Source organism: Hyphobacterium sp. SN044 (assembly GCF_021864465.1).
GTDB lineage: Bacteria > Pseudomonadota > Alphaproteobacteria > Caulobacterales > Maricaulaceae > Hyphobacterium.
Genome location: NZ_JAKKUV010000007.1, coordinates 102,669 through 126,193, shown reverse-complemented (window position 1 = coordinate 126,193; position 23,525 = coordinate 102,669). Strand labels below are relative to the sequence as shown.

The 23,525-nt window shown below is 64.1% G+C and carries 26 protein-coding genes and 1 tRNA gene; 7 read left to right on the top strand and 20 right to left on the bottom strand.

Annotation, left to right across the window (positions count from 1 at the left end):
- Window positions 1-83: 83 nt before the first annotated feature.
- The 5 genes from L5876_RS11055 to L5876_RS11035 form a co-directional block, all read right to left on the bottom strand.
- Window positions 84-1,376, bottom strand: coding sequence for a hypothetical protein (locus L5876_RS11055; RefSeq protein ID WP_236956417.1), 1,293 nt, complete (start codon window positions 1,374-1,376; stop codon window positions 84-86).
- Between the two features lie 103 nt (window positions 1,377-1,479).
- On the bottom strand, window positions 1,480-1,929 hold the full coding sequence (locus L5876_RS11050) for a hypothetical protein (RefSeq protein WP_236956416.1): 450 nt from the start codon (window positions 1,927-1,929) through the stop codon (window positions 1,480-1,482).
- 59 nt (window positions 1,930-1,988) lie between these two features.
- The gene (locus L5876_RS11045; RefSeq protein WP_236956415.1) at window positions 1,989-3,227 is read right to left on the bottom strand and encodes an argininosuccinate synthase; all 1,239 of its coding nucleotides are present in this window, start codon (window positions 3,225-3,227) and stop codon (window positions 1,989-1,991) included.
- A gap of 66 nt (window positions 3,228-3,293) precedes the next feature.
- Window positions 3,294-3,980 (bottom strand): SdpI family protein, encoded by a 687-nt coding sequence (locus tag L5876_RS11040; protein ID WP_236956414.1) that lies wholly within the window; start codon window positions 3,978-3,980, stop codon window positions 3,294-3,296.
- Window positions 3,977-4,255, bottom strand: coding sequence for a metalloregulator ArsR/SmtB family transcription factor (locus L5876_RS11035; RefSeq protein WP_039712510.1), 279 nt, complete (start codon window positions 4,253-4,255; stop codon window positions 3,977-3,979). The genes L5876_RS11040 and L5876_RS11035 overlap by 4 nt, the downstream gene beginning before the upstream one ends.
- Before the next feature lie 71 nt (window positions 4,256-4,326).
- Here L5876_RS11035 and L5876_RS11030 point away from each other — a divergent pair, with 71 nt between their 5' ends.
- A complete protein-coding gene (locus L5876_RS11030; protein WP_236956413.1) occupies window positions 4,327-5,655 on the top strand; it encodes an alpha/beta hydrolase in 1,329 nt (442 codons plus the stop codon).
- Between the two features lie 122 nt (window positions 5,656-5,777).
- Here L5876_RS11030 and L5876_RS11025 read toward each other — a convergent pair whose 3' ends face one another.
- The 4 genes from L5876_RS11025 to L5876_RS11010 form a co-directional block, all read right to left on the bottom strand.
- Window positions 5,778-6,197 carry a hypothetical protein gene (locus L5876_RS11025; RefSeq protein ID WP_236956412.1) on the bottom strand — a complete coding sequence of 140 codons (420 nt, stop codon included), beginning with the start codon at window positions 6,195-6,197 and terminating at the stop codon, window positions 5,778-5,780.
- A complete protein-coding gene (locus L5876_RS11020; RefSeq protein WP_236956411.1) occupies window positions 6,194-6,658 on the bottom strand; it encodes a hypothetical protein in 465 nt (154 codons plus the stop codon). Before L5876_RS11020 ends, L5876_RS11025 begins: the two co-directional genes overlap by 4 nt.
- A 58-nt stretch (window positions 6,659-6,716) precedes the next feature.
- Window positions 6,717-7,181, bottom strand: coding sequence for a hypothetical protein (locus L5876_RS11015; protein ID WP_236956410.1), 465 nt, complete (start codon window positions 7,179-7,181; stop codon window positions 6,717-6,719).
- Window positions 7,182-7,253: 72 nt separating this feature from the next.
- Window positions 7,254-7,727 (bottom strand): hypothetical protein, encoded by a 474-nt coding sequence (locus L5876_RS11010; protein WP_236956409.1) that lies wholly within the window; start codon window positions 7,725-7,727, stop codon window positions 7,254-7,256.
- A gap of 144 nt (window positions 7,728-7,871) precedes the next feature.
- On the opposite strand from L5876_RS11010, the gene L5876_RS11005 reads away from it, so the two are divergent.
- Window positions 7,872-8,693, top strand: a complete 822-nt coding sequence (locus L5876_RS11005; protein ID WP_236956408.1) for an SDR family oxidoreductase — start codon at window positions 7,872-7,874, stop codon at window positions 8,691-8,693.
- A gap of 11 nt (window positions 8,694-8,704) precedes the next feature.
- Here L5876_RS11005 and L5876_RS11000 read toward each other — a convergent pair whose 3' ends face one another.
- Entirely contained in the window at window positions 8,705-9,214 is a 510-nt protein-coding gene (locus tag L5876_RS11000; protein ID WP_236956407.1) for a L,D-transpeptidase, read from the bottom strand.
- A 293-nt stretch (window positions 9,215-9,507) separates the two neighbouring features.
- Here L5876_RS11000 and L5876_RS10995 point away from each other — a divergent pair, with 293 nt between their 5' ends.
- On the top strand, window positions 9,508-10,194 hold the full coding sequence (locus L5876_RS10995; protein ID WP_369281034.1) for a response regulator transcription factor: 687 nt from the start codon (window positions 9,508-9,510) through the stop codon (window positions 10,192-10,194).
- Here the strand turns inward: L5876_RS10995 and xth are convergent.
- The 4 genes from xth to L5876_RS10975 form a co-directional block, all read right to left on the bottom strand.
- A complete protein-coding gene (gene xth, locus L5876_RS10990; RefSeq protein WP_236956405.1) occupies window positions 10,191-11,006 on the bottom strand; it encodes an exodeoxyribonuclease III in 816 nt (271 codons plus the stop codon). The genes L5876_RS10995 and xth overlap by 4 nt on opposite strands.
- Window positions 11,007-11,026: 20 nt before the next feature.
- Window positions 11,027-11,620: a hypothetical protein gene (locus tag L5876_RS10985; RefSeq protein WP_236956404.1), complete on the bottom strand. Its 594-nt coding sequence runs from the start codon at window positions 11,618-11,620 to the stop codon at window positions 11,027-11,029.
- A 319-nt stretch (window positions 11,621-11,939) separates the two neighbouring features.
- Window positions 11,940-12,593 (bottom strand): outer-membrane lipoprotein carrier protein LolA, encoded by a 654-nt coding sequence (locus tag L5876_RS10980; RefSeq protein ID WP_236956403.1) that lies wholly within the window; start codon window positions 12,591-12,593, stop codon window positions 11,940-11,942.
- Window positions 12,594-12,659: 66 nt separating this feature from the next.
- The gene (locus tag L5876_RS10975; RefSeq protein WP_236956402.1) at window positions 12,660-15,026 is read right to left on the bottom strand and encodes a DNA translocase FtsK; all 2,367 of its coding nucleotides are present in this window, start codon (window positions 15,024-15,026) and stop codon (window positions 12,660-12,662) included.
- 74 nt (window positions 15,027-15,100) lie between these two features.
- Between L5876_RS10975 and L5876_RS10970 the strand changes: the two genes are divergently transcribed.
- Together L5876_RS10970 and L5876_RS10965 are read left to right on the top strand one after the other, a co-directional pair.
- Window positions 15,101-15,457 carry a hypothetical protein gene (locus L5876_RS10970; RefSeq protein ID WP_236956401.1) on the top strand — a complete coding sequence of 119 codons (357 nt, stop codon included), beginning with the start codon at window positions 15,101-15,103 and terminating at the stop codon, window positions 15,455-15,457.
- Between the two features lie 55 nt (window positions 15,458-15,512).
- On the top strand, window positions 15,513-16,784 hold the full coding sequence (locus L5876_RS10965) for a UbiH/UbiF/VisC/COQ6 family ubiquinone biosynthesis hydroxylase (RefSeq protein ID WP_236956400.1): 1,272 nt from the start codon (window positions 15,513-15,515) through the stop codon (window positions 16,782-16,784).
- Between the two features lie 86 nt (window positions 16,785-16,870).
- On the opposite strand, the gene L5876_RS10960 is transcribed toward L5876_RS10965, so the two are convergent.
- From L5876_RS10960 to L5876_RS10940, 5 genes are all read right to left on the bottom strand, one after another.
- On the bottom strand, window positions 16,871-17,176 hold the full coding sequence (locus tag L5876_RS10960; protein ID WP_236956399.1) for a gamma-butyrobetaine hydroxylase-like domain-containing protein: 306 nt from the start codon (window positions 17,174-17,176) through the stop codon (window positions 16,871-16,873).
- Window positions 17,173-17,397 carry a Trm112 family protein gene (locus L5876_RS10955; RefSeq protein ID WP_236956398.1) on the bottom strand — a complete coding sequence of 75 codons (225 nt, stop codon included), beginning with the start codon at window positions 17,395-17,397 and terminating at the stop codon, window positions 17,173-17,175. The genes L5876_RS10960 and L5876_RS10955 overlap by 4 nt, the downstream gene beginning before the upstream one ends.
- Before the next feature lie 45 nt (window positions 17,398-17,442).
- Window positions 17,443-18,075 carry an LON peptidase substrate-binding domain-containing protein gene (locus tag L5876_RS10950; protein ID WP_236956397.1) on the bottom strand — a complete coding sequence of 211 codons (633 nt, stop codon included), beginning with the start codon at window positions 18,073-18,075 and terminating at the stop codon, window positions 17,443-17,445.
- A 47-nt stretch (window positions 18,076-18,122) separates the two neighbouring features.
- Window positions 18,123-19,037, bottom strand: a complete 915-nt coding sequence (gene trxA, locus L5876_RS10945) for a thioredoxin (protein ID WP_236956396.1) — start codon at window positions 19,035-19,037, stop codon at window positions 18,123-18,125.
- 69 nt (window positions 19,038-19,106) lie between these two features.
- Window positions 19,107-19,628 (bottom strand): prolyl-tRNA synthetase associated domain-containing protein, encoded by a 522-nt coding sequence (locus L5876_RS10940; protein WP_236956395.1) that lies wholly within the window; start codon window positions 19,626-19,628, stop codon window positions 19,107-19,109.
- A 148-nt stretch (window positions 19,629-19,776) separates the two neighbouring features.
- Here L5876_RS10940 and L5876_RS10935 point away from each other — a divergent pair.
- Window positions 19,777-19,851 (top strand) — tRNA-Gly (locus L5876_RS10935).
- Window positions 19,852-20,062: 211 nt separating this feature from the next.
- On the opposite strand, the gene L5876_RS10930 is transcribed toward L5876_RS10935, so the two are convergent.
- On the bottom strand, window positions 20,063-21,511 hold the full coding sequence (locus tag L5876_RS10930; protein WP_236956394.1) for a hypothetical protein: 1,449 nt from the start codon (window positions 21,509-21,511) through the stop codon (window positions 20,063-20,065).
- An 80-nt stretch (window positions 21,512-21,591) separates the two neighbouring features.
- Here L5876_RS10930 and L5876_RS10925 point away from each other — a divergent pair, with 80 nt between their 5' ends.
- Entirely contained in the window at window positions 21,592-23,469 is a 1,878-nt protein-coding gene (locus L5876_RS10925) for a PLP-dependent transferase (RefSeq protein ID WP_236956393.1), read from the top strand.
- The last annotated feature ends 56 nt before the right edge of the window (window positions 23,470-23,525 follow it).

Genomic DNA, 23,525 nt, shown 5'->3' with positions numbered 1-23,525 from the left:
CCTCTCCCCTCGGGGGAGAAGGAATTGGCTTCAGCCAATATTCAAGTGTCGGGACCCCGTTTTCACGGAGATCCCATGAAACGTTAATCGAGATCGATCTCCAGAACGACGAGCGGATCGACCGTACCGGTCGGACCGGTGCCGTCGTCCGGGAAAAGACCCCAGGGCGAATTGGCAACGAGCCAGACGCGGCCGTCCTCGACGTCCAGTAGCGTCGGCTCGCCAAAATCGGCGTGACCGCGCAGCAGGACTTCCGTCCCCGAGACGATGCGGCCGCGCGGCGCGAAGTCGATGGCAAAGACCTGGTGCGGATTCATGCCGTTGCGCACCGCAATGAGGCGTTCGCCGTCGCGGGTTGCGCCCAGACCGTCGATGCCGATGAGGCTTTCCGAACCCGAGCGGACGAGCGTCGCCGCCCCGTCATCCAGATCGACCCGCCACAGGCCGAGCGCATAATCCGCGACGTAAAGCCCGCCCTGCGCCAGGGCGAGGCCCTGAAGCGAGGCAAAGCGCGGATCATCCGACAGGAGTTCGAGATCGCTGTTCAGGGTCTGGAGCCGGTAAATGCGGTTGGCCCCGCTGTCGGTCACGTAGACGATGCCGTCGCGTACGGCGATATCGGCCATCCGGTCCGCACCGTCGATCGTGTAGCGGCGGTAGACATCGCCGGTGATCAGGTCGAGCGCGACCAGCGCGGTCTCTCCGCTCTCGCCTTCCGGCAGGCCGGTCTGGGGCAGAACGCCCGTCGTCACCCAGAGCACGCGGTTGCGGCTGTCGACCGCCATTCCGAATACGGAATAAAGCCCGTCCTCGGCATCGGCGAAGACGGAATAGGTCTCGCGGTCGAAGGGTTCGATCAGCAGGACTTCCCGGCCGGTCACGCTCGACAGGAAGAGACGGTCGGTCTCGATGTCCATGGCGAGGCCTTCGATCAGGCCGTCATAGGCGATCGTGGCCTCGCGTTCGGCCTGCCCGTCCGGCGAGCGCAGGCGCGCCATGGCGGCGTCGAGCGCGGCATAGCGGTCGGGCTGCATCGTGCGCAGGGATTCGTCCGCATCGCCGAGACTGGACAGCGTGACCGCGAGCCCGGCATCGGCCATGCGTTCGAGCGCGTCGAAAATCAGTTCGGTATCGCCGGTATTCATCCCGATACGGACGAGGCCGGACAGATAGGCGGGGTGCTGCGGCTTCAGCGCCAGTGCGGCTTCGAGCGCGCGGCGCGCGGCCTCCCAGTCGCCCGCCTGCGCGGCACGGCCCGCTTCGGCGGCCATCGCCGTCGCGGCGTCCTGCAGTGAAAAGGGCGCGTCATCCTGCGCGACGAGCGGCGCGGATGTCAGGCAACAGGCGGCGAGCGCCGGCAGGGCGAAACGAAACATGCGGAACCTCCCCCGAGGGCTTTTGAAATTCAATCCGGGGGCAGACTAGCCGCCGCACCGGAACACGCCACCTGACAATGCCGTGACGGAGCTGACAAATCCGTCATCGGCTGTGCGCGAGGCCCAGCGGTCGCGGCAGGCGTTCGAGCGCGACATAGGTCGCGTAAATCATCGGCAGGAAGCCGAGGCTCGCAACAAGGGTGAAAAGCAGCCCGCTCCCTGAAAACCGGTCGACCGGCTCGCGGCCGAGCCACCCTGTCAGAATGGCGCTCAGATTTGTCGACCAGATGAGGATCAGCACCTGCATGAAGACCAGGGCCATGATGCTCAGCGTGGCGAACTGGACCGGTGCGAGAATGCGTCTTCCCCTGAGGAAGAACACGGTGAAGAGCGACCAGACAGGAGGAAACAGGAGGCCGAGCGCGATGATCTCCGAATCCCGGCCATAGCCCGGCCTGACGGGTTCCTCGACAATCATCCACCAGGAAAGCCACAGTGCGGGGGCGCACAGGGCAAGCGTCAGGATCCACCGGATGACAACGGCGATGCGCATCGCGCCTCCTTACACCGAGAGGATGCGATGCGCAGGCAGGCCGGTCCAGCGGGAACGGGCTAGTCGTTTTCCCCGAGACGCTGGCGGCGCGCGGCCAGCAGGCGCAGGCGCAGGCCGTTGAGGCGGATGAAACCTTCGGCGTCCTTCTGATCGTAGACGTCGTCCTCCTCGAAGGTGACGTGCTCCAGCGAATAGAGGGTGTGCGGCGAGGACCGGCCGACGACATTGACCGAGCCCTTGTAGAGTTTCAGCCGGACATCGCCAGTGACATGGCGCTGTGACAGGTCGATCGCGGCCTGCAGCATCTCGCGCTCGGGCGAGAACCAGAAACCCTCATAGATCAGCTTGGCATAGCGCGGCATCAGCTCGTCCTTGAGGTGCATCGCGCCGCGGTCGAGCGTGATCTGTTCGATGCCGCGATGGGCGGCCATCAGGATGGTGCCGCCCGGCGTCTCGTAGATGCCGCGCGACTTCATGCCAACGAAGCGGTTCTCCACGAGGTCGAGACGGCCGATGCCGTGGGTGCGGCCCAACTCGTTCAGCTTGGTCAGCAACGTGGCCGGCGAACAGGATGTGCCGTCGATCGCGACGGCGTCGCCGCGCTCAAAGCTGATCGTGACGTATTGCGGCGTGTCCGGCGCCTTCTCCGGGTCCTCGGTGCGCTGATAGACGATGTCGCTGGCTTCCTGCGACGGGTCTTCGAGAATCTTGCCCTCGGACGAGGTGTGCCAGAGATTGGCGTCGACGCTGAACGGGGCCTCGCCGCGCTTGTCGCGCGGGATCTCCAGACCGTTCTCCTCAGCATAGGCGATCAGCTTCTCGCGGCTGTTGAGCGTCCATTCGCGCCACGGCGCGATGACTTTCAGCGACGGGTCGAGCGCGGCAAAGCCCAGCTCGAAGCGGACCTGGTCATTGCCCTTGCCGGTGGCGCCATGGGCGACGGCATCGGCGCCGGTCTTGTGCGCGATCTCGACCTGGCGCTTGGCGATCAGCGGGCGCGCGATCGAGGTGCCGAGGAGGTAAAGCCCCTCATAGAGCGCATTGGCGCGCACCATCGGGAAGACGTAGTCGGCGACGAATTCCTCGCGCACATCCTCGATGAAGATGTTCTCCGGCTTCACACCGGCGGCGAGCGCCTTCTTGCGCGCGGGTTCGAGTTCCTCGCCCTGACCGAGATCGGCGGTGAAGGTGACGACTTCGGCGCCGTATTCGTCCTGCAGCCATTTCAGGATGACCGAGGTGTCCAGTCCGCCGGAATAGGCCAGCACGACCTTCTTCACATCACGCGCCTTCGCCATCACTGATCCTTTCCTTCGCAAGTGCGGCATAGCGACTACGCGCTTGCCGCCTTTTGCGCAAGGCGATCACGCGTCTTCAGGCGAGAGCGTTTCGCGCTTCGGGTCGTTCTTCCACACCCACCAGGAATAGATGGCGAGACCCAGCGACCCGGCGAGCATGGCCGCGATCAGTCCGATCGTGACCGTCGCCGGGGGCAGAAGGAAGAAGGCGACGAGACCGAGAAGGCCGATGGCAAGAAAGACCCGGCTCGCCCAGCGGTGGGTCTTGTCCCAGGAGAGGTCGGAGGACAGCGTCCAGGGCGTGCGCACGCCGACGAAGAAGTTCGGCCGCGCCCGCGCGATGACGAGGCCGATGACGATCGAGGTCACGACGATGAAGAGCACGACGCCGCGTGCCATCATGTCCGGCGGAATGCTGCCGCCAAGCGCGTGGTAGACCGCCATCACCTGCGCGCCGAGGAGGGTGACCGCGCCGATGATCCAGGCCGTGACGAGCACACCGCGGGACCGGCGGACATTGTCGCCGCGCGGATCGATCTTCGGGACAATGCTCATCAGCAGGGTCAGTCCGGCGAGAAAGGCCGGCATGGTCAGCAGCGCCTCGGCCTTGCCGCCATAGCGGTCGGCCTCGCCCGTGGGGCCGAAATGGACCGGGATCTGCGCGCCTTCGGGCGTCGCCATCCAGCCCCAGGCCGCCAGGGCACAGGCCACGATCAGGCAGGTCAGCGAGATCAGGAAACCGATGCGTATCATGCCGTGTCCTCTTCACCTTTCGAACCGACCAGCCCCATGAGCAGGGCCAGCGCCTCTTCCGCCGCGCCGGCATTGAGGCGGTAGCGGATCGTCGTGCCGTGGCGTTCCGCGCGGATCAGCCCGGCGTCCTTGAGCGTGTTGAAGTGCACGCTCATCGTCGGTTTCGAGACCGGAAAACGGTCGGCCAGATCGCCGGCCGTCATAGGTCCCTCGCGCAGCACTTTCAGAACCTCGCGCCGGACCGGGTGGGCCAGCGCCTTGAACACATCCGCCATGGGAGATGATTGCCACGCGATCTAATTAGTGTAAAGTCTAATTATACAGATTGCTAAACAGGAGCCGTCCCATGCGCCTTCTCGCCTTGCTGGTTTCGCTTGTCCTCACCGCGCCCGCCTCAGCGCAATCGCCGTTCGAAGGGGTCTGGCATGGCACGCTGCAGGCCGGGCCGACCCAGCTGCGCATGGAGCTGGAGGTCGTTGAGACCGAGGACGGGCTGAGTTCTGCCCTGACCAGTCTCGACCAGAGCGCGGCGCCGATCCCGGCCAGTTCCACCACCGTCTACGAGAACACACTGACGGTCGAGTTTAACAATCTCGGCGCGCGGATCACGCTGACGCCAGAGGGCGAAGACCGGCTGACCGGCAGCTTCTTTCAGGGCGCCAGCTTCCCGTTCGAGATGGAGCGCGGGCGGTTCGAAGACGGCTACACACCGCCGGAGATGATCGGCACGGACAGCGATATCACCGTAATCGCCGGCGGGGTGGTGCTGGCCGGTTCGCTGCGCCTTCCCGAGGGCGACGGGCCCTTCCCCGGTGTCGTCCTTCTCAATGGGTCCGGCTCACAGGACCGCGATGCGACGATCGCCGGGCGGGCCGTGTTCGGCGCGCTGGCGAGCGCATTGGCCGAGCGGGGGATCGCCTCGCTGCGGCTCGACGACCGGGGCGTCGGCGGGTCCGACCTCGTCATCCCGGATTCGCCCCATGCCCTCGCCAACGATGCCGCCGCGGCGCTCGAGGCGCTGAGTGTGCGTAGCGAGATCGCCGCCTGCACCGGCTTTCTCGGGCATTCGGAAGGCGGGATGATCGCCTTCCTCGCCGCGGACGCGGCCGATCCGGACTTCATCCTGTCGCTGGCGGGCATGGCTGGGACGATGCGCGAGACGCTCTACGAACAGTCCGAGGCGCTGATCCTCGCCTCCGGCGCGGGTCAGGCTGCCGCCGGCCAGAACCGGGCGCTGCAGGATGCGATGTTCGCGGTGATGAGCGATCCTGACGTCGAGGACTATCCCGCCGCGATCACGGCCGCGCTGATCGAGCGCGGCTTCCCGGCCGCCGCAGCACAGCAGCAGGGCGCGATCTGGGGTCAGAACTATTCCATTGCTTCGCTCGACCTCGACCCGGCAGCGGCCATGGCGGATTATGACGGGCCGGTCCATGCGATTTTCGGCGAACGCGATCTGCAGGTCCTGGCCGACGCCAATGCCGCGCGGGTCGAGGCCGCGCGGGACGGCCTGCCCACGGAGATCACCGTCATTCCCGGCGTGAACCACCTGTTCCAGGATGCGGAAACCGGACTTCCGGACGAGTACGCGCGGGCGACTCACGCGATGGCACCGGAAGCGCTGGATATTATCGCCGATGCGATGGAAGGCCTGATCGCGGCGGGGTGTGAATAGACTTGACTCCCCCTCACCCTGACGCGCGACCCTTTCAGGGCCGCACGTCTTTCCCTCTCCCTTGAGGGAGAGGGAGGGGACCCGGCCTGAGCCGAAGGCGAAGGTTGGGGAGGGTGAGGGGTCTAAGTCCGCCGTCCCGGCCGGCCGGCGAAATACCAGTAGGCGAAGCCGCCTGCGGCTCCGGCGACAGCGAGCATGATGTCGGCGAGCTTGAAGCTCTCAGGCGAGAAGTCGAACCCGCCGAGGATGGCGTGCGACAGGAATGGCCCCATCAGCGCCCCGGCGAGCGCATCGGTCCAGCCGCGCGGCGCATTGGTGAGGCGCAGCGTCCACACGGCGAGCGTCGCCGGGATGGCGCTGAGCACGGCCGTGTAGACCAGCACCGCGAAGAAGAAGCCGGCGATCGCCCCGGGCGAGTCCGGCATGATTCCGGCGAGCGTAAAGAGGCCGACAAGAAGGACGAGCGTCGCGGCGGCAACCGCCATGACCCAGGCGGCCATGCCCTCCATGCCCATGTGGACGAAGCGCGCCCAGGGGGTCATGCGGGCAGACCGTCAAGCCGCGCGAGGCGCGTGCCGGTCGACCAGTAGACAAAGCCGCCCACTGCGCCCGCGACAGCAAAGAGGGTGAGGAAGCCCAGCCATTCCTCGCTGGGGCTCTGGGCCAGAACCCAGAGCGCGATCGCCGCCCCGACGATGGCACCCGAACCGGTATCGGCCCATCCGCGGATCGCGCCCGTCAGCCTTATGGCCAGTACAGCGGCCAGCGTCGGCAGGGCCGCGATCGGCAGGGTCAGAAGCGTCAGGAAGACGATCAGGGACACGGACGCCTCCCCCAGCTGGGCCCATCCACCGGCGTCCGGCCGGGTGAGGACGGCCGGCAGGACGAGGCCACCGTATACGAGCACGACGGCCACGGCGACACTCGCGGCGAGATAGCTGAACAGCGGCCGGGCGAGGCGCAGCCATAAAAAGCGGGCGGGGGTGTTCCAATCCTGTCTCATGCGGGCATTCAAGACCGCCGCACGGTCCCGGACCATGCCCTGAACAGGGGAGGACGGATCAGGCTACCACCCGCTCCCGCGCCGCCGGCCGCCCGGCAGCGAGCCAGTAGGTAAGGCCGCCGATGGCGCCGACAGCGGCGAAGACGACGGTGAGCGGCTCGGGGGCCGCCGGCCGGAAACCGGAGATGAGGAGATGGGCGAGGACGCCGCCGACCAGCCCGCCCGCAATCGTGTCGCTCCACCCGCGCGGCCATCGGAGCGCCCGGATCAGGAGGACGGCGGCCATCGCCGGCAGGGCCGCGAAGGCCGCGACATAGACCGAGGCGAAAACGATGAAGACCACAGCACCCGCGATGTCGTTCGTCGACAGGGAGAAATGATCACCGGAATCGAGCTGGGCGATCACGAGGAAGATCAGAAGGAACGCAACACCCGCCACCAGGCTGGCGAGGAGATAGCTTCCGACCGCGCGCAGCAGACGAAGCCAGAGTGGAGGCCGCGAGGGTGACGAAGCGTGATCCATGACCCGATTGAAGCCGGATTCCGCGCGTCGCGCCACGTGAATTCGTGACCCGAACGCGGACGCCGGGAAAGGTTATGGACTTACCTTTTGAGTTGGCGTCGGCCGCCCGGCCGCGAGCCAGTAGACCAGGCCGCCGATGGCTCCCGGTATCGAGAAGACTGAATACCGGAATACGTCGTTTCCATCGCCGAGCGCGAACATGAAAAGCGCTGGAATCGCGGCCCCCACACACGCGCCCAGAAACGTGTCGGTCCAGCCGCGCGGCAGTCGCAACTTCCGCATTGCCAAGACTGCCAGAGCACCGGGAAGCGCCGCCAGACCCCCGATAATCGCCGAAAAGTTCAACACCATCGTGATCGCGGTCCAGACCAGGACGAGAACCATGATCGTATCGAGTTCCGTCGAAACCGGTGCGGGATCACGAAAGGCTCGCACAAAGCCATCAACGTTGAACATGACAAACGTGGAGAGGCCCGCGGCGAAGCTGGCAATGCCATAGGCAATAAGGCCCCGGAGCGGTTGTCCCTTCGAGGCGGGATGGGTCATGCCTGACGGCGTTTCCATTGCCGGATTAGACGCCAGTCCTCACCGTCCTGCCACCCTGACGGCAGCTGGTGCGTCACTTCGCCCCGCTCTGGACACGCCCTGCGCCGCACCCCACTTTCCCCGCCAGCTTCAAGGGAGTGATCCATGGCCCGCCGTCTCGTCGTCATCACCGGTGCCTCGTCCGGCATCGGCGCCGCCTTTGCCCGCGTCTTCGCCCGGAACGGCTGGGATCTCGCGCTCGTGGCGCGGCGGGAGGACCGGCTCAATGATCTCGCCGAGGAGATGAAGGCGCAGTTCGGGGTCAACAGCCTGGTGATCGCCGCCGACCTGTCGAAGGCGACCGCCCCGCAGGAGATCGTGAAAGCTGTCACCGACGCCGGGCGTCAGATCGACGGCCTCGTCAACAATGCCGGAGCGGGCCAGCCGGGCGAGTTCGCCGAGACGAAATGGGCCGACCAGAAGCGCTTCCTGCAGCTGATGCTCAATTCCTATCTGGAGCTGATCCATCTCGTCCTGCCGGGGATGCGCGAGCGCGGCTTCGGGCGGATCGTCAATGTGTCCTCGGTCTCGGCGCTGCTGCCGCCCTCGCCCGGCCATACGAAATATTCCGGGACGATCTATCCCGGCATCAAGAGCGCGCTGATCAAGGTATCCGAAGCGCTGCGGATCGAGGGGCAGGACCGCAATGTCCACGTCTCCGCCGTCGTGCCGGGCTATACGATGAGCGAGTTTCACGATGTGAACGGTGCGCGCGCGACCGTGTCGCGCCTGCCGTCCTACTGGTTCTCCACCGCCGAGGAGGTCGCGTCCGCGGGCTATGACGCGGTCGAGCGCAATGTTCCAGTCCGGGTGGTCGGCACCTGGTACAAATTCATGTCCGGACTGGCGCGGGTGTTGCCCGATCCGGCGATGCGCTGGCTGATCGCGTCGCAGACGCGGCGGATGGCGAAGTCTGCCGGAAACTGATCAGACCGGCATCATTCGGGAATGATGCCCAGCGTGTCGCCCGGCTTCATCGCCTTCAGGAGCGTCAGCAGGTCAGGCTTGGCGAGCGCAACACAGCCGAGCGTCGGGCCGTAATCGGGCCGCGCGCAATGCAGGAAGATGGCCGACCCGGCGCCGGGGCGCGGCGGGTCGTCATTATGCCCCAGGATTACGATCGCGTCGTAAAGCCCGTCCTCGCGGACCAGCGTTTCGGCCGAGGCCGGATAGGGCAGGCGGACGGGCCGGTTGTAGGCCGGGTCCTCCGGCGCATCGCACCAGCCATCGTCTTCGCGGATCGCCCGGACCGGCAATTGGGTTTCCGGTGCCTCGCCCCGGTCCGCGCGGTAGAGGACGCGGCGCACCGGCCAGCGGCCCAGCGGCGTCGCCTTGTCGCCTTCACACTTGTCGGCTTCGGGCCGCACGCCGGCCTTGCCGAGCGCGGCGCGCAGCGTCTGCCCGTTGAAATCGAGTTGGCCGGAGGCGGAAACAGTCCAGTCGGTCATGACGGGGACACAAGCACGATCACGGAAGATCACAAAGCGGTTGGCGCGGGACGCGAGCGGCCGGGTGTGGCGGCCAACCGCGTCCCGGGCGCCTCCCCCACCACGGAACGGACGCGTTGCCCTGTCTGGACACGCGATCGGCATTAACCATGCAATATTCCTGCCGAAATCCGGGGGCGGCTTTTCAGGGTTTTGAGGCCGCGAAGCCGGTGATCCCGGCAATTTCTGCCGGGCAGTCCTGACCGCCCGGTAACAATTGCCTCCCGCGAAAAAACCGGCATATGCTCCGCGCCATGAACGTCCAGAAGACCATTCTCCTTGTCGATGACGATGACGATCTGCGCGAGACGCTGATCGAACAGTTCGCGCTGCACGAGGAGTTCAAAACCGTCGGAGCGGCGACCGCCGGCGACGGGATGAAACAGGCCAAGGCCGACCGCGTCGATCTCGTCCTTCTGGACGTCGACCTGCCCGACATGGACGGGCGGGAAACCTGCCGACTGATGCGCAAGAATGGCGTCTCCGCGCCGATCGTGATGTTGACCGGTCAGGACACCGATGCCGACCAGATCCTCGGGCTGGAATCCGGCGCGAACGACTATGTCACCAAGCCGTTCAAATTCTCGGTCCTGCTGGCGCGGGTGCGGGCGCATCTGCGCAGCCACGAGCTTTCGGAAGACGCGATCTTCCAGATCGGTCCGTACGAATTCCGTCCGGCGATGAAGCTTCTCGTGCTCAGTGACGGCCGCAAGGTCCGCCTGACCGAGAAGGAAACCAATATCCTGAAATATCTCTACCGCTCGGGCGGCAAGCCGGTCGGTCGCGACGAATTGCTGCACGAAGTCTGGGGCTATAACCCCGCGGTGACGACCCACACGCTGGAGACCCATGTCTACCGGCTGCGCCAGAAGATCGAGCCTGATCCGGGCCAGGCGCGCCTCCTGATCACCGAGTCGGGCGGATACCGGCTGCAGGTCTAAAGGCTGAGCCTCAACGTCACCGGCACGTGGTCGGACGGCTTTTCGCGGCCGCGCTCGTCTTCCCAGATGGTGAACCCGTCCCGCCCGTTCGACAGGGCGGCGTCCTTCAGCGCGGGCGACACCCAGATATGGTCGAGGCGTCGGCCGCGATTGGATTCGCGGTAATCACGCGAGCGATAGCTCCACCACGTGTAGAGCTTCTCGTCTTCCGGCACGAGTTCGCGCGCGACATCGAGGAAATTGCCCGCATCGCGCATGGCGATCAGGCCCCCGGTCTCGACCGGCGTGTGCGAAACGACTTTCAGAAGCTGCTTATGCGACCAGACGTCATGCTCATGCGGGGCGATGTTGAAATCGCCGACCAGCACCATGGGCGCATCCTCCTTCGCCCGTCCCTCGAAATAGCGCGTCATGCGCTCGAGGAAGTCGAGCTTGTGGGCGAAGCGCGGATTGATGTCCGGGTCGGGCTCGTCGCCGCCGGCCGGGACGTAGAAATTGTGCAGCTCGACGCCCTTCACGCGGACGCGCTGGTGACGCGCCTCCCCGGAACGGCAGAAATCCTCGTCGGGCAGGTCTTCCAGCGGATGGCGCGAGGCGATCGCGACGCCGTGCATGCCCTTCATGCCGCGGACGTGGAAATGCTCGTACCCCATCTCGCGGAAGGCCTTCTCCGGGAATTCCTCGTTCCGGCATTTGATCTCCTGCAGGCAGAGCACATCCGGGCGGACCTGTTTCACGAAGGGCGCGATCAGCGGTTCGGCACGCAGGCGCACGGAATTCACATTCCAGGTGGCGATCGTCAGCTCGGTCATCCGCGAATCGATCCTTCGGGTCAGAGAATGTTGTAGCTGGTGCCAGCGAGGCCGACCGGCCAGCGGCCGCGCGCGAACAGGCGCCAGCGCGCGAGGAAGGGATGCGGATCGTTATCGTCCGCGTCGTCGCCGGCGAGAATCACCAGCGCCGCGCCATTGGCCGCCTGCACCAGCATGCCGGCGGCGGCGTTCTGCAGCGATTCGTCGCGCATATCGGCGAGCGCGGAGAAATAGGCGACGGCGTCCTGCGCCGCCTCGCCGGCTTTCATCGCGACATAGGCGAGCAGAGCTTCCACGCCGGCCTCGTCGACCTGGTCGAGCGCGCGCGAGATGAGACCGGCCCGAAGCATTTCCTCGGCCTCCCATCCTTGCGGGTCGACATCAAGCGCTTCGGCGGCATCGGCCGCCTCGTCCCAACTTTCCAGCAGGGCGGGATCGGCTTCGGGAAAGCCCAGCCCGTCGAGATAGGAGCGCGCCAGCGCCTTCTCCGGCACCGAGAGCGGTTCGCCCAGCCGGGTGAAGACGCGCGCGTCCTGGATGGCGTCGGCGAAGGCCCGCGCCTTGTAGAGCAAGGGGATCTCGTCAAGCAGGCGTTCGATGTCAGGATCTGTCATGAGAGCGATTTCGTCCGGTGGATTCCCCTTCTGCCGCAATCGGGCGGGAACGACAACAAGGACGGCAGACACAAACGCCCGGCCGCGAGGGGGTGCGGCCGGGCGCTGTCTGTGTTCAGCCCTGCGGCCCGGAGGAAGGCGGACGCAGGCGCCGGGAGGGGATTGCACCGGCGTGGTTGAGAGCCAGAGATCCGCAAGCGGGGGGACGACGCCGATCCATGTGGCTCTCAACCAGCCGTGTTATTAAAGACACGCGTCTCGAACTTTTTCAAATGAAAAATCGGAAACCTATTGCGCGTGTCATTTTTGACACAGTGCGTTATCGACCACGACGGCGGTCGTCGCGTTCGTCCGCGTCGTCGAGAACAAAGAGCCGGGGGTCGAGCGAGACGCCGGTTTCGACGTCTTCCAGCGCGATGCGGGTCGTCATCTCGGTCGCGTCGGTCACATACCATTGCGACAACTGATAGGTATCCGCGTCGAACAGGAAGAGCGCGCTGCCCTGGACCTCCTCGTCGCGATCCTCGATCCCGACATAGACAAAGCCGTCCTGTTCCCAGACATCGCGCACTATGGCGTCGCGGCCGATATCGACATCCTCGGCCAGGATCCACCACAGCGGGGTGGAGCGCAGCGGCACGCGGTCCGTGGTTTCGAGGTCGGTGTCGCGCACAGCCACGGTCGAGCCGTCGGACACGATCAGCATCGGCGCATCGTCATATTCGAAACGCAGGCGGCCGGGGCGGCGCACGGAGAGCGTGCCGGTGGTCGAGGAAAGGTCCGGCGCGGTCTGGACGAAACGGGCCTGCAGCGTGTCGATGCCGTTCAGCGCAGCATTGATCGCGGCGAGCGTTTCGGCGCGCTCGGTCTCGCTCATCGAGGCGGAGAGGGCGGGCTCGTCGGCGCCGGTTTGATTCGCCGCGCCCGCGTCTTGCGCGGACAGGGCGAGGGAGAGGAGCAGGGTCGTGATCATGGCACCAGCATAAACGCGCGAAATGCGGCGGCGCGATGGCTCATTTCATGATCGATTCTTGGCGTTTCAGGCCACATCCCGTTCAGGAAGATAAATCTCCCGGCGGCCGGCATGGTCGGACGGGCCGATCATGCCCTCGTCCTCCATGCGCTCGATCAGCACCGCGGCGCGGTTATAGCCGATCTGCAGCTTGCGCTGGATGTAGCTGGTCGAAGCCTTGCGGTCGCGCGCGACGATGGCCACGGCCTGGTCGAACAGATCGTCGCCCGACCCTTCACCGTCCTCGCCGCCGCCGAACGGGCTGTCGCCGTCGTCGGAGTCCTCGGTGACAGCTTCGAGATAATCCGGCACGCCCTGCTTCTTCAGATAGCTCGCGACGTCCTCGACCTCCCGGTCGGAGACGAAGGGGCCGTGCAGACGGCGGATACGCCCGCCCCCCGCCATGAAGAGGAGGTCGCCCATGCCGAGCAGCTGTTCGGCGCCCTGCTCGCCCAGAATGGTGCGCGAGTCGATCTTCGAGGTGACCTGGTAGGAAATCCGGGTCGGGAAGTTGGCCTTGATCGTGCCGGTGATGACGTCGACCGAAGGGCGCTGCGTCGCCATGATCAGGTGGATGCCCGCGGCGCGGGCCATCTGCGCCAGACGCTGGACCGCGCCTTCGATCTCCTTGCCGGCGACCATCATCAGGTCGGCCATCTCGTCGATCACGATGACAAGGAAGGGCATGCGCTCGGCCGAGATGGATTCGGTCTCGTAGACCGGCTCGCCGGTCTCGCGGTCGTAGCCGGTCTGCACCGTGCGCTCGAGCGGCTCGCCCGTCGCGATCGCCTGTTCGACCTTCTCGTTGAAGCCGGCGACATTGCGCACGCCGATCTTCGACATGCGCAAGTAACGGCTTTCCATCTCGCGCACCGCCCATTTCAGCGCGGTCACGGCCTTCTTCGGATCGGTCACGACCGGGGTCAGAAGATGCGGAATGCCGTCATAGACCGACAATTCCAGCATCTTCGGGTCGATCATGATCAGGCGGCAGTCTTCCGGCGGCAGGCGGTAGAGCAGCGACAGGATCATCGCATTGATGCCGACCGACTTGCCCGAACCGGTCGTACCGGCGATCAGCAGGTGCGGCATGCGCGCGAGATCGGCCATGAAGGGTTCGCCGCCGATCGTCTCGCCCAGCGCCAGCGGCAGTTCCGCCTTGGTGTCCTCGAAGGCTTTCGAGTTGAACAGGGCGCGCAGGAAAACGGTCTCGCGGCGCGGATTGGGCAGTTCGATACCGATCGCATTGCGGCCCGGCACGACCGCGACGCGCGCGGCGGTCGCGCTCATCGAGCGGGCGATGTCGTCGGCGAGATTGATGACGCGCGAGGATTTCACGCCGGGCGCGGGTTCGAATTCATAGAGCGTCACGACCGGGCCGGGACGGACCTGGACGATATCGCCCTTTACCCCGAAGTCCGACAACACGCCCTGCAGAAGCTCGGCGTTCTGCTTCAGCGACGATTCGTCGATCACGTCGGTGCGGGCCTTCGGCTTGGCCAGCAGGTCGAGGCGCGGCAGTTCGAATCCGCCCGCCTTCACGAAGGGCAAAGCGCCCTGCGCCTCGCGGACTTCCCGTTCGCTTGCCTTGGACTTGCGTGTCGGGGCGACCTTCACGGCCGGGCTCATCGGTTCGGGTTTCGGCGCGCGCTCGCGGCGGGCGCGGACCGGTTTCGGGGCCGGTTCGACGAGACGCGGGCCTGCCGGGCGCTCCGGTGCCGGCACCTTGCCCGTCAGCTGGTCCCACCAGACGCGGACGCTGGCCCAGAGATAGGAGGCGGTATCGGCCGCGGCGGTCAGGTCGCGCGGCCTGAGGCCGAAGGTGAAGAAGACGCCGGCGATCGCCAGAAGCAGCGCCAGTCCGGAGACGATGCCGGTGGCGAAGGGCAGGCCCGTCTCGCCCAGCGGCCCGGCGAGCGAGAAAAGCGCGAAATCCCCGAGCGCACCACCCAGACCGGCCGCGAACGGCCAGGCTTCCGGGATCGGCAGAGCCGACACGGCGGCGGCAAAACCGATCAGGCCGAACAGGGCGGCAAGGCCGCGCAGCGCCAGCATCGCCGGTGAGCGGCGGCGCGGCGTCTGCACGATCAATATGCCGCCCCACACGAGCAGCGCCAGAACCGGCCCGCCGGACGCCCAGCCGAGCAGCTGCAGCATCAGGTCCGACAGGATTGCGCCGAATCCGCCGAGCGGGTTGAGCGGCACGGCGTCCGTCGCCACGTTGAGGCTCGGATCGAGCGGATTGTGCCCGAAGATCGAGACCGCCAGCGCCGCACCGGCGGCGATCATGACGAGGCCGATCAGGCCGGAGCGCAGGCGCGCAGCCAGGCGCGAGGGGTCGCGGCGGACCTTCGCGTCGATGTCGTCCTGTGATGCGGCGTCGTAGCTGGCCATGACCGCCGATCTAGCCGCAAAAGGGTGAGTCGAAGGTAAAGATCGGTTAAGCTTGTCAGCGGGACTGGAGGAACATGACCGAGACATTCGGCATCGCCGCCGTGGTGCGCTATCTGCGCCCCTTTCTGAAGCGCTGGGGATTCCGCCCCGACCCGCCGCGCGCGCGCCGCGGGCTGCTGCGCCGGCCGGCCCCGTGGTCGGACTATCGCGACACCTCGCGCTGGACGAAGGACGACCGGCATGTCGCCATTTCCGTCGATCGCAGCGAGCTTCAGGTCGTGGTCTGGCGCGATGGCGAGAAGGAGCAGCGCATCGATCTCGACTGCCCGGTGCATGAAGGCCGCATCGGCAGTGTCGCCTGCATGCGCCATTTCACCCGCGAGACGCTGAAATGCGTCTGCGAAAAGCTCGATGCCTGGGCGCGGGACTGACTGCGGCAGTGCGCCCCGCTTTCCATTCCCGCGCGAAAAGCTAGTCTCCCGGGCCATGACACAGCGGCTTTCCTTCGACGGCGATGTGGTGATTGCGGGCGGCGGCCTCGCCGGTCAGACGCTCGCCCTGGCGCTGCATTCCGCAGGGGTCGGCGTCGCGCTCGTCGACGTCCTGCCCTTCGAGACCCAGCTGGAAGACCGGTTCGACGGCCGCGCCTCTGCGCTCGCCTATACCAGCATGCGCATGCTCGACACGCTGGGCGCCGGCGAGCGGCTGCGCGAGTTCACCCAGCGGATCGAGGACATCCTCGTGTGCGACGGACGGCCGGAAGACGGGCTGCGCGCAGGCGGGCCCGGCCCGTTCACGCTGCATTTCGACCGGCACGAAATCCATCCCGGCGCGGACGGGGAACCGCTCGGCTGGATGGCGGAGAACCGCCATTCCCGCCTCGCCCTGACCGAGGCGATCGCCGCGCGGCCCGACATCGCCGTCTTCGCCCCGGTAAGGGCCGTCGGCTGGACACGGAATGCCGCCTCGACCGATCTGCACCTCGAAGACGGGCGCACGCTGCGCGGCAAGCTGCTGGTGGCGTGTGACGGGAAATTCTCCGCGGTCCGCCGTCAGGCGGGAACGCGCAGCTTCGGCTGGGATTACGGCCAGAAGGGCATTGTCGCGACGGTCGAACACGAACGCCCGCACAATGGCGTGGCGTACGAGTATTTCATGCCGTCCGGCCCGTTCGCCATCCTGCCGCTGACCGGCAACCGGTCCTCGCTGGTCTGGACGGAAAAGGCCGCGGCCGCCGACGCGCTGAAAGCCATGGACCGGGAGGGGTTCGAGGAGGCGCTGCGCGCCCGCTTCGGCGACTTTCTCGGCGCGGTGAACGAGACCGGGCCGCGCTGGACCTATCCGCTGACGCTGAAGGTCGCCGAGCGCTTCCATGCCGACGGCATCGCCTATTGCGGCGATGCCGCGCGCGGCATCCATCCGCTGGCCGGGCAGGGCTTCAATCTGGGCATCCGCGACGCCGCGGCGCTGGCGGAGATCACCGCCGAGCAGAAGCGGCTCGGCCTCGATCTCGGCTCCACGGTCGGGCTGCAGCGCTATCAGGCCTGGCGGCGGATGGATTCGATGGCGCTGGTGGCCGCGACCGATGTGTTCAACCGGCTCTTTTCCAATGACATCGCGCCGCTGCGCCTCGCGCGCGGGCTCGGCCTGTCCCTCGTCGACAAGATCCCGCCGGCGCGCCGCTTCTTCATGCGCCATGCTGGCGGCGAGATCGGCGACCTGCCGAAGCTTCTGAAGGGCGAAAGCCTGGCGGCCTAGGGACGCCACGATGACGTCATCCCGACGGACGTCGGGATCCAGATTGACGAGTTTTCTGGATTCCGGCTTTCGCCGGAATGACGGCCCTAAGTGTTCCGCTCGCCCAGTTCCCGGAGATAATCCCAGGTGAAGAGGCCGCTGTCGTGGCCGTCGTCGAAGACGATCTGGACGGCGTAGCGGCCGACCGGATTGGCCTCGCGCACGCCGACATTCTCCTTGCCGGTGACGGTCACCTTCTGGCCCGGGCCGTGGCCCTGCACCTCGGCGCTGGGGCTTTCCACGCGCAGGGTCTGAAACGGGATGGTGAAGGCCGCGCCATCGTCATACGCGATGTGCAGCGCGCGGCCGGCGCGGTCGAAATCGAGCTTCACGGGCCAGGGGCGCGCGGTCATTTCGCCCTGGCTTCCGCGTCGCTGAGTTCGCGGGCCTCGCTTTCCAGCATGATCGGCACGCCATCGCGGATCGGATAGGCGAGCCGGGCCGATTTCGAGACCAGTTCCTGCCTGTCCCGGTCATAGTGGAGCGGGCCGCGCGTGACCGGGCAGACGAGGATTTCCAAAAGCGCGGGGTCGACCTCGCGCGCCGTGGGGGCTGGGGTTTGCGTATCGCTCATGGCGTGACCCTTAGCGCCGATGTCGCCGCCTGACCAGATCGTCTGCTAGTTGGCGGAGCCGCCCGCGCCCTCGGCGAGCCGGCGTTCGAGAATGGTGGACATCGTCTCGAGCCGCTGCGTGTCTTCCGGCGCTTCGAGCATGTCCTGCTTTTCCTTCGCGGAGAAAGGCGCGCCCATGGCGAGCTGGTTGACGACGCGCGGCAGCGGGGCATGGGCGATGGCGTCCCAGTCGGTGACGAGTCCCTCCGCGTTGAACCAGGATTGGAGGAGTTGCAGCAGCCGGTCGCGGTCGGCCCCCAGCATCACGTCCGGGCCCTGGCGGTCGCCAGCAAAGGGCGACCAGTCAACGCGGCCGACGCGGTAGGGGGTCTGCAATTCCTCCTCCTCGACGAGGCGGAAGCGGCTGACGCCCTCGAGCACGATCAGATAGCGCCCGTCATCGGTTTCCTTGTGCGAGACGATCCGGCCCGCCCCGCCGATGGTTTCGAGCGCCGGCCTGTCCTTCGCGCCGCCGGGGCGCGTCTGGATGATGCCGAGCATTTTCTCGCCCGCCATCGCGTCGTCCGTCATGTTGAGATAGCGCGGCTCGAACACGTTGAGCGGCAGCATCTCGCCCGGCAGCAGGATTGCGCCGCCGAGCGGAAAAAGAGGCAGGAGCTGGGGCAGGGACTGGCTCATGCCTCAAGACGTAGGCCGCCCGCCCGCCCCCGCCAAGGGGCAGCGCCTTATGCGAACAGAACCGAGGAGAGGCGTCTGCGTCCCGTCTTCGCGATGTCGGAGGCCGGACCGGCCGCGTCGAAGACTTTCAGGAGGAGGACGCGCGCCGCGCCTTCATTCCAGTCCTTGTCCTGAGCGATGATGTAGAGCAGCTGGTCGACCGCCTCGGCGAGCTGGCCGTAACCGATCAGGGCGCGGGCGAGCTGATAGCGGGCCTCGTGATCGCCCGGTTCGCGCTCGACCTGCGACGCCAGTTGTTCGGGATCGCCGGCGTCTTCGGTTTCCTCGGCCAGTTTCAGCGCGGTCAGCACACCCTGAACCGAGGCGGCGTTCTTCTTGTCCTCGGGGACGCGTTCGATGATGGTTTTCGCCTCTTCCAGATTGCCGCCGGCGAGATAGCAACGGGCGAGACCGGCGATGGCGTCGGCATTTTCCGGGTCGGCCTGAACCGCAAGCGCATAGTCCTGCGCCGCGCCGCCGAAATCCTGCGCCTTCAGGCTTTCCTCCGCGCGCGCCATCAGGTCGGCGACGGCTTCCTCGTCCGCGCCCTCACCCGTCAACCGGCCAATGAAATCCTTGATCTGGCTTTCCGGCAGCGCGCCCATGAAGCCGTCGACCGGCTGGCCGTTCTGGAAGGCGAAGACGGCCGGGATGGACTGGACGCGCAGGCGTCCGGCGATGTGCGGGTTCTCGTCGATATTGATCTTCACCAGGCGCACCTTGCCGCCCGCGGCGCGCACCGTCTTCTCGATGATCGGGCCGAGCTGGCGGCAGGGGCCGCACCAGGGCGCCCAGAAATCAACCAGGACCGGAACCTCGCGCGAGGGCTCGACCACATCGGCCATGAAGGACTGGTCGGTCCCGTCCTTGACGAGGTCGGCGCCTTGCGGGTCGTGCTGCGAGTTCAGATGGAAGTCGGTCATGGCGGCTCACCAGGGTGTGGGTGGAAAATCGCCCCCTAATTGGAGGCGCAGGGGCCTGTGTGCAAGCACTCAGTCGTCTGCCGCCAGTGCGTCAAAATCGACGATCGTCGGCTCGTGCCCCGTCGCCTGCGCGAATTTGACGAGATCTGCCGCGGCGATGGCGGTGGTGGCGTCATTCTTCAGCGGGTGGAAATTCACCGGATCGGTCGCCAGAAGCGCCTGATCGATCACGAAGCGGACGCGGCCTTCCGTGTCGTTCATCAGCGCGAAGGCCGTCACCGAGCCGGGGCGGACGCCCAGCGTCTCGTAAAGCGCCTCCTCCTTGCCGAAGGAGAAGCGCTTCGTGCCCAGGACGCGGTGCAGCCGGTTCACCCGGATCACCGTCTCGCCCAGCGCGGAGACGAGGACCAGCGCGCCGCGCCCGTCATCGAGGAAGAGATTCTTGGTATGCCCGCCGGGCATGGCCGCCTTGATCGCCTGGCCCTCCTCGACCGTGAAGACCGGGTCGTGATCGATGGTGGAATGGTCGATGCCCAGCCGGTCCAGCAGGGCGAAGAGATCGGCGCGGGTGGCGGGTGCTGTTTCGCTCATGGGCCGGCGTTGAAACCCGGCCTGCGCCCGCGATCAAGCGGCAATTTCCCGCTCCGGTGCACCACGTGCATTCGAGTGCTTGAAATCGGTCCGGGTTTGGGCGATATACCGCGCCTCCCCGGCGCAAGCCGGGTGATACCTCGATTGAGCGGGCGTAGCTCAGGGGTAGAGCGTCACCTTGCCAAGGTGAATGTCGTGAGTTCGAATCTCATCGCCCGCTCCATTCTTTCTCCTTATTTTGTATCGGCGTTGCGATACGTGCTGGCGCCCGGAAACGGCGGGGGCAAGACCCTTCGAATTCCGGTCAATCCGATGGGGCAGCCCGGTGCCCGGTCCACAGCAGCTAACGGTCAGGGTCAACAACAGTCGGCCACTCCCGCACCGACGCGGCCCCGTCGAGGAACAGATCGTTCCGCCCGTTGAGCGCCAGACCGTCAGCTCGCCAACGCGCGAAGCGCATTGCCAACTCGTTTGAAATTAGCCGACCCAGCAAACTCCGATTCAAGGGCTTTCAACATGCCTGCTATAAAATCCTCATAAGGCTTTGCGGTATCCGGAGAAAGCTCCCACCATATCCCATGAATTTCCTCCGTGTACTTTTCCAATGAGCGCCAGTCTTCGTCGACAAAGCATTGGTGTAATATCTCAATAATTATTTGAACCTTCTGTTCTGGGCGCCCCCTTCCCGAGCGCATATATAAATCATAAGCGTCTATGGCGTATTCTTTTAGTGTTTTGTCCCAATCCCGCACCAAATTTTTAAGCTCAGAGCTATTTACAGAAAATTTCCGGCAATGCGAAAGAATATATACTGGCAAATATACATCATCAAGACCTATTCCGTAATTTTTACTGACATAAGCAGATATGTCGAAGTATGTTATTGCACGTGTGCGGGCGAGGCTTGTATCCAAAATTCCATGCTTCGTTGATCCAAAAAGGGAAATCAAATTTCCAAGATTTGCAGCCGTCTGTTGAACATTATACGGACTCCCGAACATAATTGAATCAGAAAATGCTGACTCCATTTCACTTATCGACTCAAGAGCCAATTCCTCTTTTTTTGATCCAGCATTAGAAAGGGATAAGCGCCTTACCACCAAAGAATATAAATTTTTCCACTCCAGTTGAGTATCATAATTATTGAACGACGCATTCATACACGACTTAAGTATTTTGTATGCATTGTCATATTCTTTATCAAATGAATAATTATACCATGCCCTCGATATTTGCGCATATGAATGCAATTTTTCCGCGGCTTTACGATCTGTTTTTATGTTCTCTAGCCCTTCCACGAGACGGATTGTTTTCAGCAATTCTGGATATCGCTCGAGACGCCGACTGGATTTAAGTAATTTAAGAAGTATCAAATCATAGGATTCGTTATGATGACCTTTATATACATTGGAGTATAATTCATGTGCAGAATTAAGGTCTCCACGCGAAAAGTAAAAATCGGCATTTACCAATTTTTTCAAATCAGAAAGTCTTATACCCGCCGTGTCTATTAGGTTGGAACGATTTCCATCACCAACAACTGTATCCGAAATTTCAGTTCGTTCATTGGAATATATAATTTTACAATCTGTAATTTGCTTCTTCAAGCACCAAGGACCAGTTGTTTTATTTTTATAATCTATAATGTTACTGTCAAGATTATCCGTAATATAATCGATAACTCTACAAACTATAGTTCGAACACCCCTATTAGTTTCGCATATGGTGTCATATAGCTTATTATTATAAACATTTCGATCCTCATTTCGAGAAAATTCGATCAATACCGCAAGAAATTTCATTGCCCGCTTGTGTGTTTTTTTCGCACTCTTTAGTTCAACATCGCGATACTTAATAACGTTATTACGAAAATCGACGATCATGTGCGAGTTTCCTGTGTTACAAACGTAACAATTTACATCCGACGCAAGCCGCCATTTTTCTGTTGGCGGAGGTCGGCCCCATGCTTGTGCCCGTCCAGCTTACATCGATCTTGAAATACAGGCACGCGGCGTTGCGCGGAGCTTATTCCTCTCCGTGGCTGGAAGAGGCGGCACATCGCCGTCTGTTGAAGGCGAACGAGGTTGTCCAACGCGAGATCGGGAGGGACGTTACTATCTGCGTGTGGGATGCCCTGAGGCATTTCGAAACGCAGAAAGACCTCTACCGACGGCACCTTGAAGATCTGAGGATGCAACACCCGAACTTCGCTGAGGAGGCCCTGCACAGACTCGCGTCGACCGTGGTCCGGCCTCCGGTGTTCGATCCTCCTCCACCGCATACGACAGGCGGCGCCGTCGACGTGACGTTGCTGGTAAGCGAGCGGGATGATCGCCTCGGGAGGTTCGACGACTTTTCCGAGTACGGCCGGGCTGACTATTTTCTGCGTCACAATCCAAAATCGAAGGAGGAGCTGGCCGCGAAAGTCTATCGCCAAATCTTGGCTGAGGCGATGATCGAGGCGGGCTTCGTCGGAATCGAAGAGGAGTGGTGGCACTTCGAATACGGTACCACCTACTGGGCCGAGAAGACGGGCCGCACCTGCATCTACAATGAGGTTCAGACCGCGCCAGCGAGTACGTTTCTGGCCGAGCAGGTACAGGCTTTCGCCAATCCGCAAATAGTGAATATGCGAGGCGTTGCGCAGGCATTTGGCAGTCCGGATGCTCGCCAGGCCGCCCTTCAGGGAACGAGCAAGGGTCACTATTATGCGCGCACCCGACATCCAAACGAACGTGCTCTCGCGAAGCAACTTGCCCAGGTGGTCGGTGGGCAGGACGCCGTTTTCGCCCCGTCCGGTCTCAGCGCGGCGATCGGGGCGGTTGCTTCGGGCATGCCGATGAACGGGGAGCTGATTGTCGACCGGAATATCTACTACGAAACGAACGAGGCGCTGCGGGCGCTAGGGAAATCCAATGGCTGGAGAATAACCGTCTTCGACCTTGCCGACCCGAGCGAGTGGAATCTTGAATTGCTCCGGACAGCCGACATCGTGTTTTGCGACCACCCTCGCAACTGGTATCTGTCGGCCCCCGCATTGGCGGAAATCAGACAGGTTATCCGACAAGGGAAAGGCGAGCTCATCGTCGACACATCGGTTCAGCCGGTTCAAAGCCTGTTGGACAAAAACCTTGCAGATGTAGTCGTATGTTCGCTGTCGAAATACCCTTCGGCTGGCGAGACATTGGGCGGCGGCATCTTCGGTTGCGAGCCTCGAATCGTCCGCGCCCACAATTGGCTCCGCAGGTTGGGCGCCGCGATGGCACCCGAAGCCGCGGACACCATCAGGAGACAGAGTGCTTCGCTGGTCGATCGAATTGACCGCGTCACCTGGAAAGCGGAACGGATAGCAAACTGGTTGAAATGTCTTCCGGAGATCGACGTGGTTAACGTTGCGGACTTGCACCACGTCGGCGCTCCGTCCGGCGGGCAAATATCGGCGGTTTTTTATTCGCCCGAGTTCGCAGCGTGCCTCGAAGAGGTCGTAAGCTGGAACTCGCACCGCGATGACTTCCCGCTGAAGCTGGCATGCACATTCGGCGCGCATTTCACGACAATTGAGCACTTCGGCGCGCGCACCGGTGCGGCGGACCTTCCTCGCCGGGCCAACATTCACCAGATCGGTCCGGGCTGGATACGCATCGGGGTGGGGCATGAGAGCGAAGACTTGATCCTGCGTGCCCTAGAGAACTCAATCCTCACCGTCCGATTGCTAAAGGATCAACTATGCCGAGATCAGTGCCTTTCGTCGGGAAATACCCAGAGGGACCAGAGCCGTGGCGAGAGTTCGGCTCAAGCCGGGAAGACTATATACGATGGAGTCCGCATGTTTGCGGAATAGCATGCTGTCGGTCCCTTATTCAGGCAAAACATCGGGCCGCCCCGTCTCTTTGGGCG

Coding starts and splice junctions, on each gene's coding strand:
- L5876_RS11055 (WP_236956417.1), bottom strand. CDS start 1,376: ATGTTTCGTTTCGCCCTGCCGGCGCTCGCCGCCTGTTGCCTGACATCC.
- L5876_RS11050 (WP_236956416.1), bottom strand. CDS start 1,929: ATGCGCATCGCCGTTGTCATCCGGTGGATCCTGACGCTTGCCCTGTGC.
- L5876_RS11045 (WP_236956415.1), bottom strand. CDS start 3,227: ATGGCGAAGGCGCGTGATGTGAAGAAGGTCGTGCTGGCCTATTCCGGC.
- L5876_RS11040 (WP_236956414.1), bottom strand. CDS start 3,980: ATGATACGCATCGGTTTCCTGATCTCGCTGACCTGCCTGATCGTGGCC.
- L5876_RS11035 (WP_039712510.1), bottom strand. CDS start 4,255: ATGGCGGATGTGTTCAAGGCGCTGGCCCACCCGGTCCGGCGCGAGGTT.
- L5876_RS11030 (WP_236956413.1), top strand. CDS start 4,327: ATGCGCCTTCTCGCCTTGCTGGTTTCGCTTGTCCTCACCGCGCCCGCC.
- L5876_RS11025 (WP_236956412.1), bottom strand. CDS start 6,197: ATGACCCCCTGGGCGCGCTTCGTCCACATGGGCATGGAGGGCATGGCC.
- L5876_RS11020 (WP_236956411.1), bottom strand. CDS start 6,658: ATGAGACAGGATTGGAACACCCCCGCCCGCTTTTTATGGCTGCGCCTC.
- L5876_RS11015 (WP_236956410.1), bottom strand. CDS start 7,181: ATGGATCACGCTTCGTCACCCTCGCGGCCTCCACTCTGGCTTCGTCTG.
- L5876_RS11010 (WP_236956409.1), bottom strand. CDS start 7,727: ATGACCCATCCCGCCTCGAAGGGACAACCGCTCCGGGGCCTTATTGCC.
- L5876_RS11005 (WP_236956408.1), top strand. CDS start 7,872: ATGGCCCGCCGTCTCGTCGTCATCACCGGTGCCTCGTCCGGCATCGGC.
- L5876_RS11000 (WP_236956407.1), bottom strand. CDS start 9,214: ATGACCGACTGGACTGTTTCCGCCTCCGGCCAACTCGATTTCAACGGG.
- L5876_RS10995 (WP_369281034.1), top strand. CDS start 9,508: ATGAACGTCCAGAAGACCATTCTCCTTGTCGATGACGATGACGATCTG.
- xth (WP_236956405.1), bottom strand. CDS start 11,006: ATGACCGAGCTGACGATCGCCACCTGGAATGTGAATTCCGTGCGCCTG.
- L5876_RS10985 (WP_236956404.1), bottom strand. CDS start 11,620: ATGACAGATCCTGACATCGAACGCCTGCTTGACGAGATCCCCTTGCTC.
- L5876_RS10980 (WP_236956403.1), bottom strand. CDS start 12,593: ATGATCACGACCCTGCTCCTCTCCCTCGCCCTGTCCGCGCAAGACGCG.
- L5876_RS10975 (WP_236956402.1), bottom strand. CDS start 15,026: ATGGCCAGCTACGACGCCGCATCACAGGACGACATCGACGCGAAGGTC.
- L5876_RS10970 (WP_236956401.1), top strand. CDS start 15,101: ATGACCGAGACATTCGGCATCGCCGCCGTGGTGCGCTATCTGCGCCCC.
- L5876_RS10965 (WP_236956400.1), top strand. CDS start 15,513: ATGACACAGCGGCTTTCCTTCGACGGCGATGTGGTGATTGCGGGCGGC.
- L5876_RS10960 (WP_236956399.1), bottom strand. CDS start 17,176: ATGACCGCGCGCCCCTGGCCCGTGAAGCTCGATTTCGACCGCGCCGGC.
- L5876_RS10955 (WP_236956398.1), bottom strand. CDS start 17,397: ATGAGCGATACGCAAACCCCAGCCCCCACGGCGCGCGAGGTCGACCCC.
- L5876_RS10950 (WP_236956397.1), bottom strand. CDS start 18,075: ATGAGCCAGTCCCTGCCCCAGCTCCTGCCTCTTTTTCCGCTCGGCGGC.
- trxA (WP_236956396.1), bottom strand. CDS start 19,037: ATGACCGACTTCCATCTGAACTCGCAGCACGACCCGCAAGGCGCCGAC.
- L5876_RS10940 (WP_236956395.1), bottom strand. CDS start 19,628: ATGAGCGAAACAGCACCCGCCACCCGCGCCGATCTCTTCGCCCTGCTG.
- L5876_RS10930 (WP_236956394.1), bottom strand. CDS start 21,511: ATGATCGTCGATTTTCGTAATAACGTTATTAAGTATCGCGATGTTGAA.
- L5876_RS10925 (WP_236956393.1), top strand. CDS start 21,592: ATGCTTGTGCCCGTCCAGCTTACATCGATCTTGAAATACAGGCACGCG.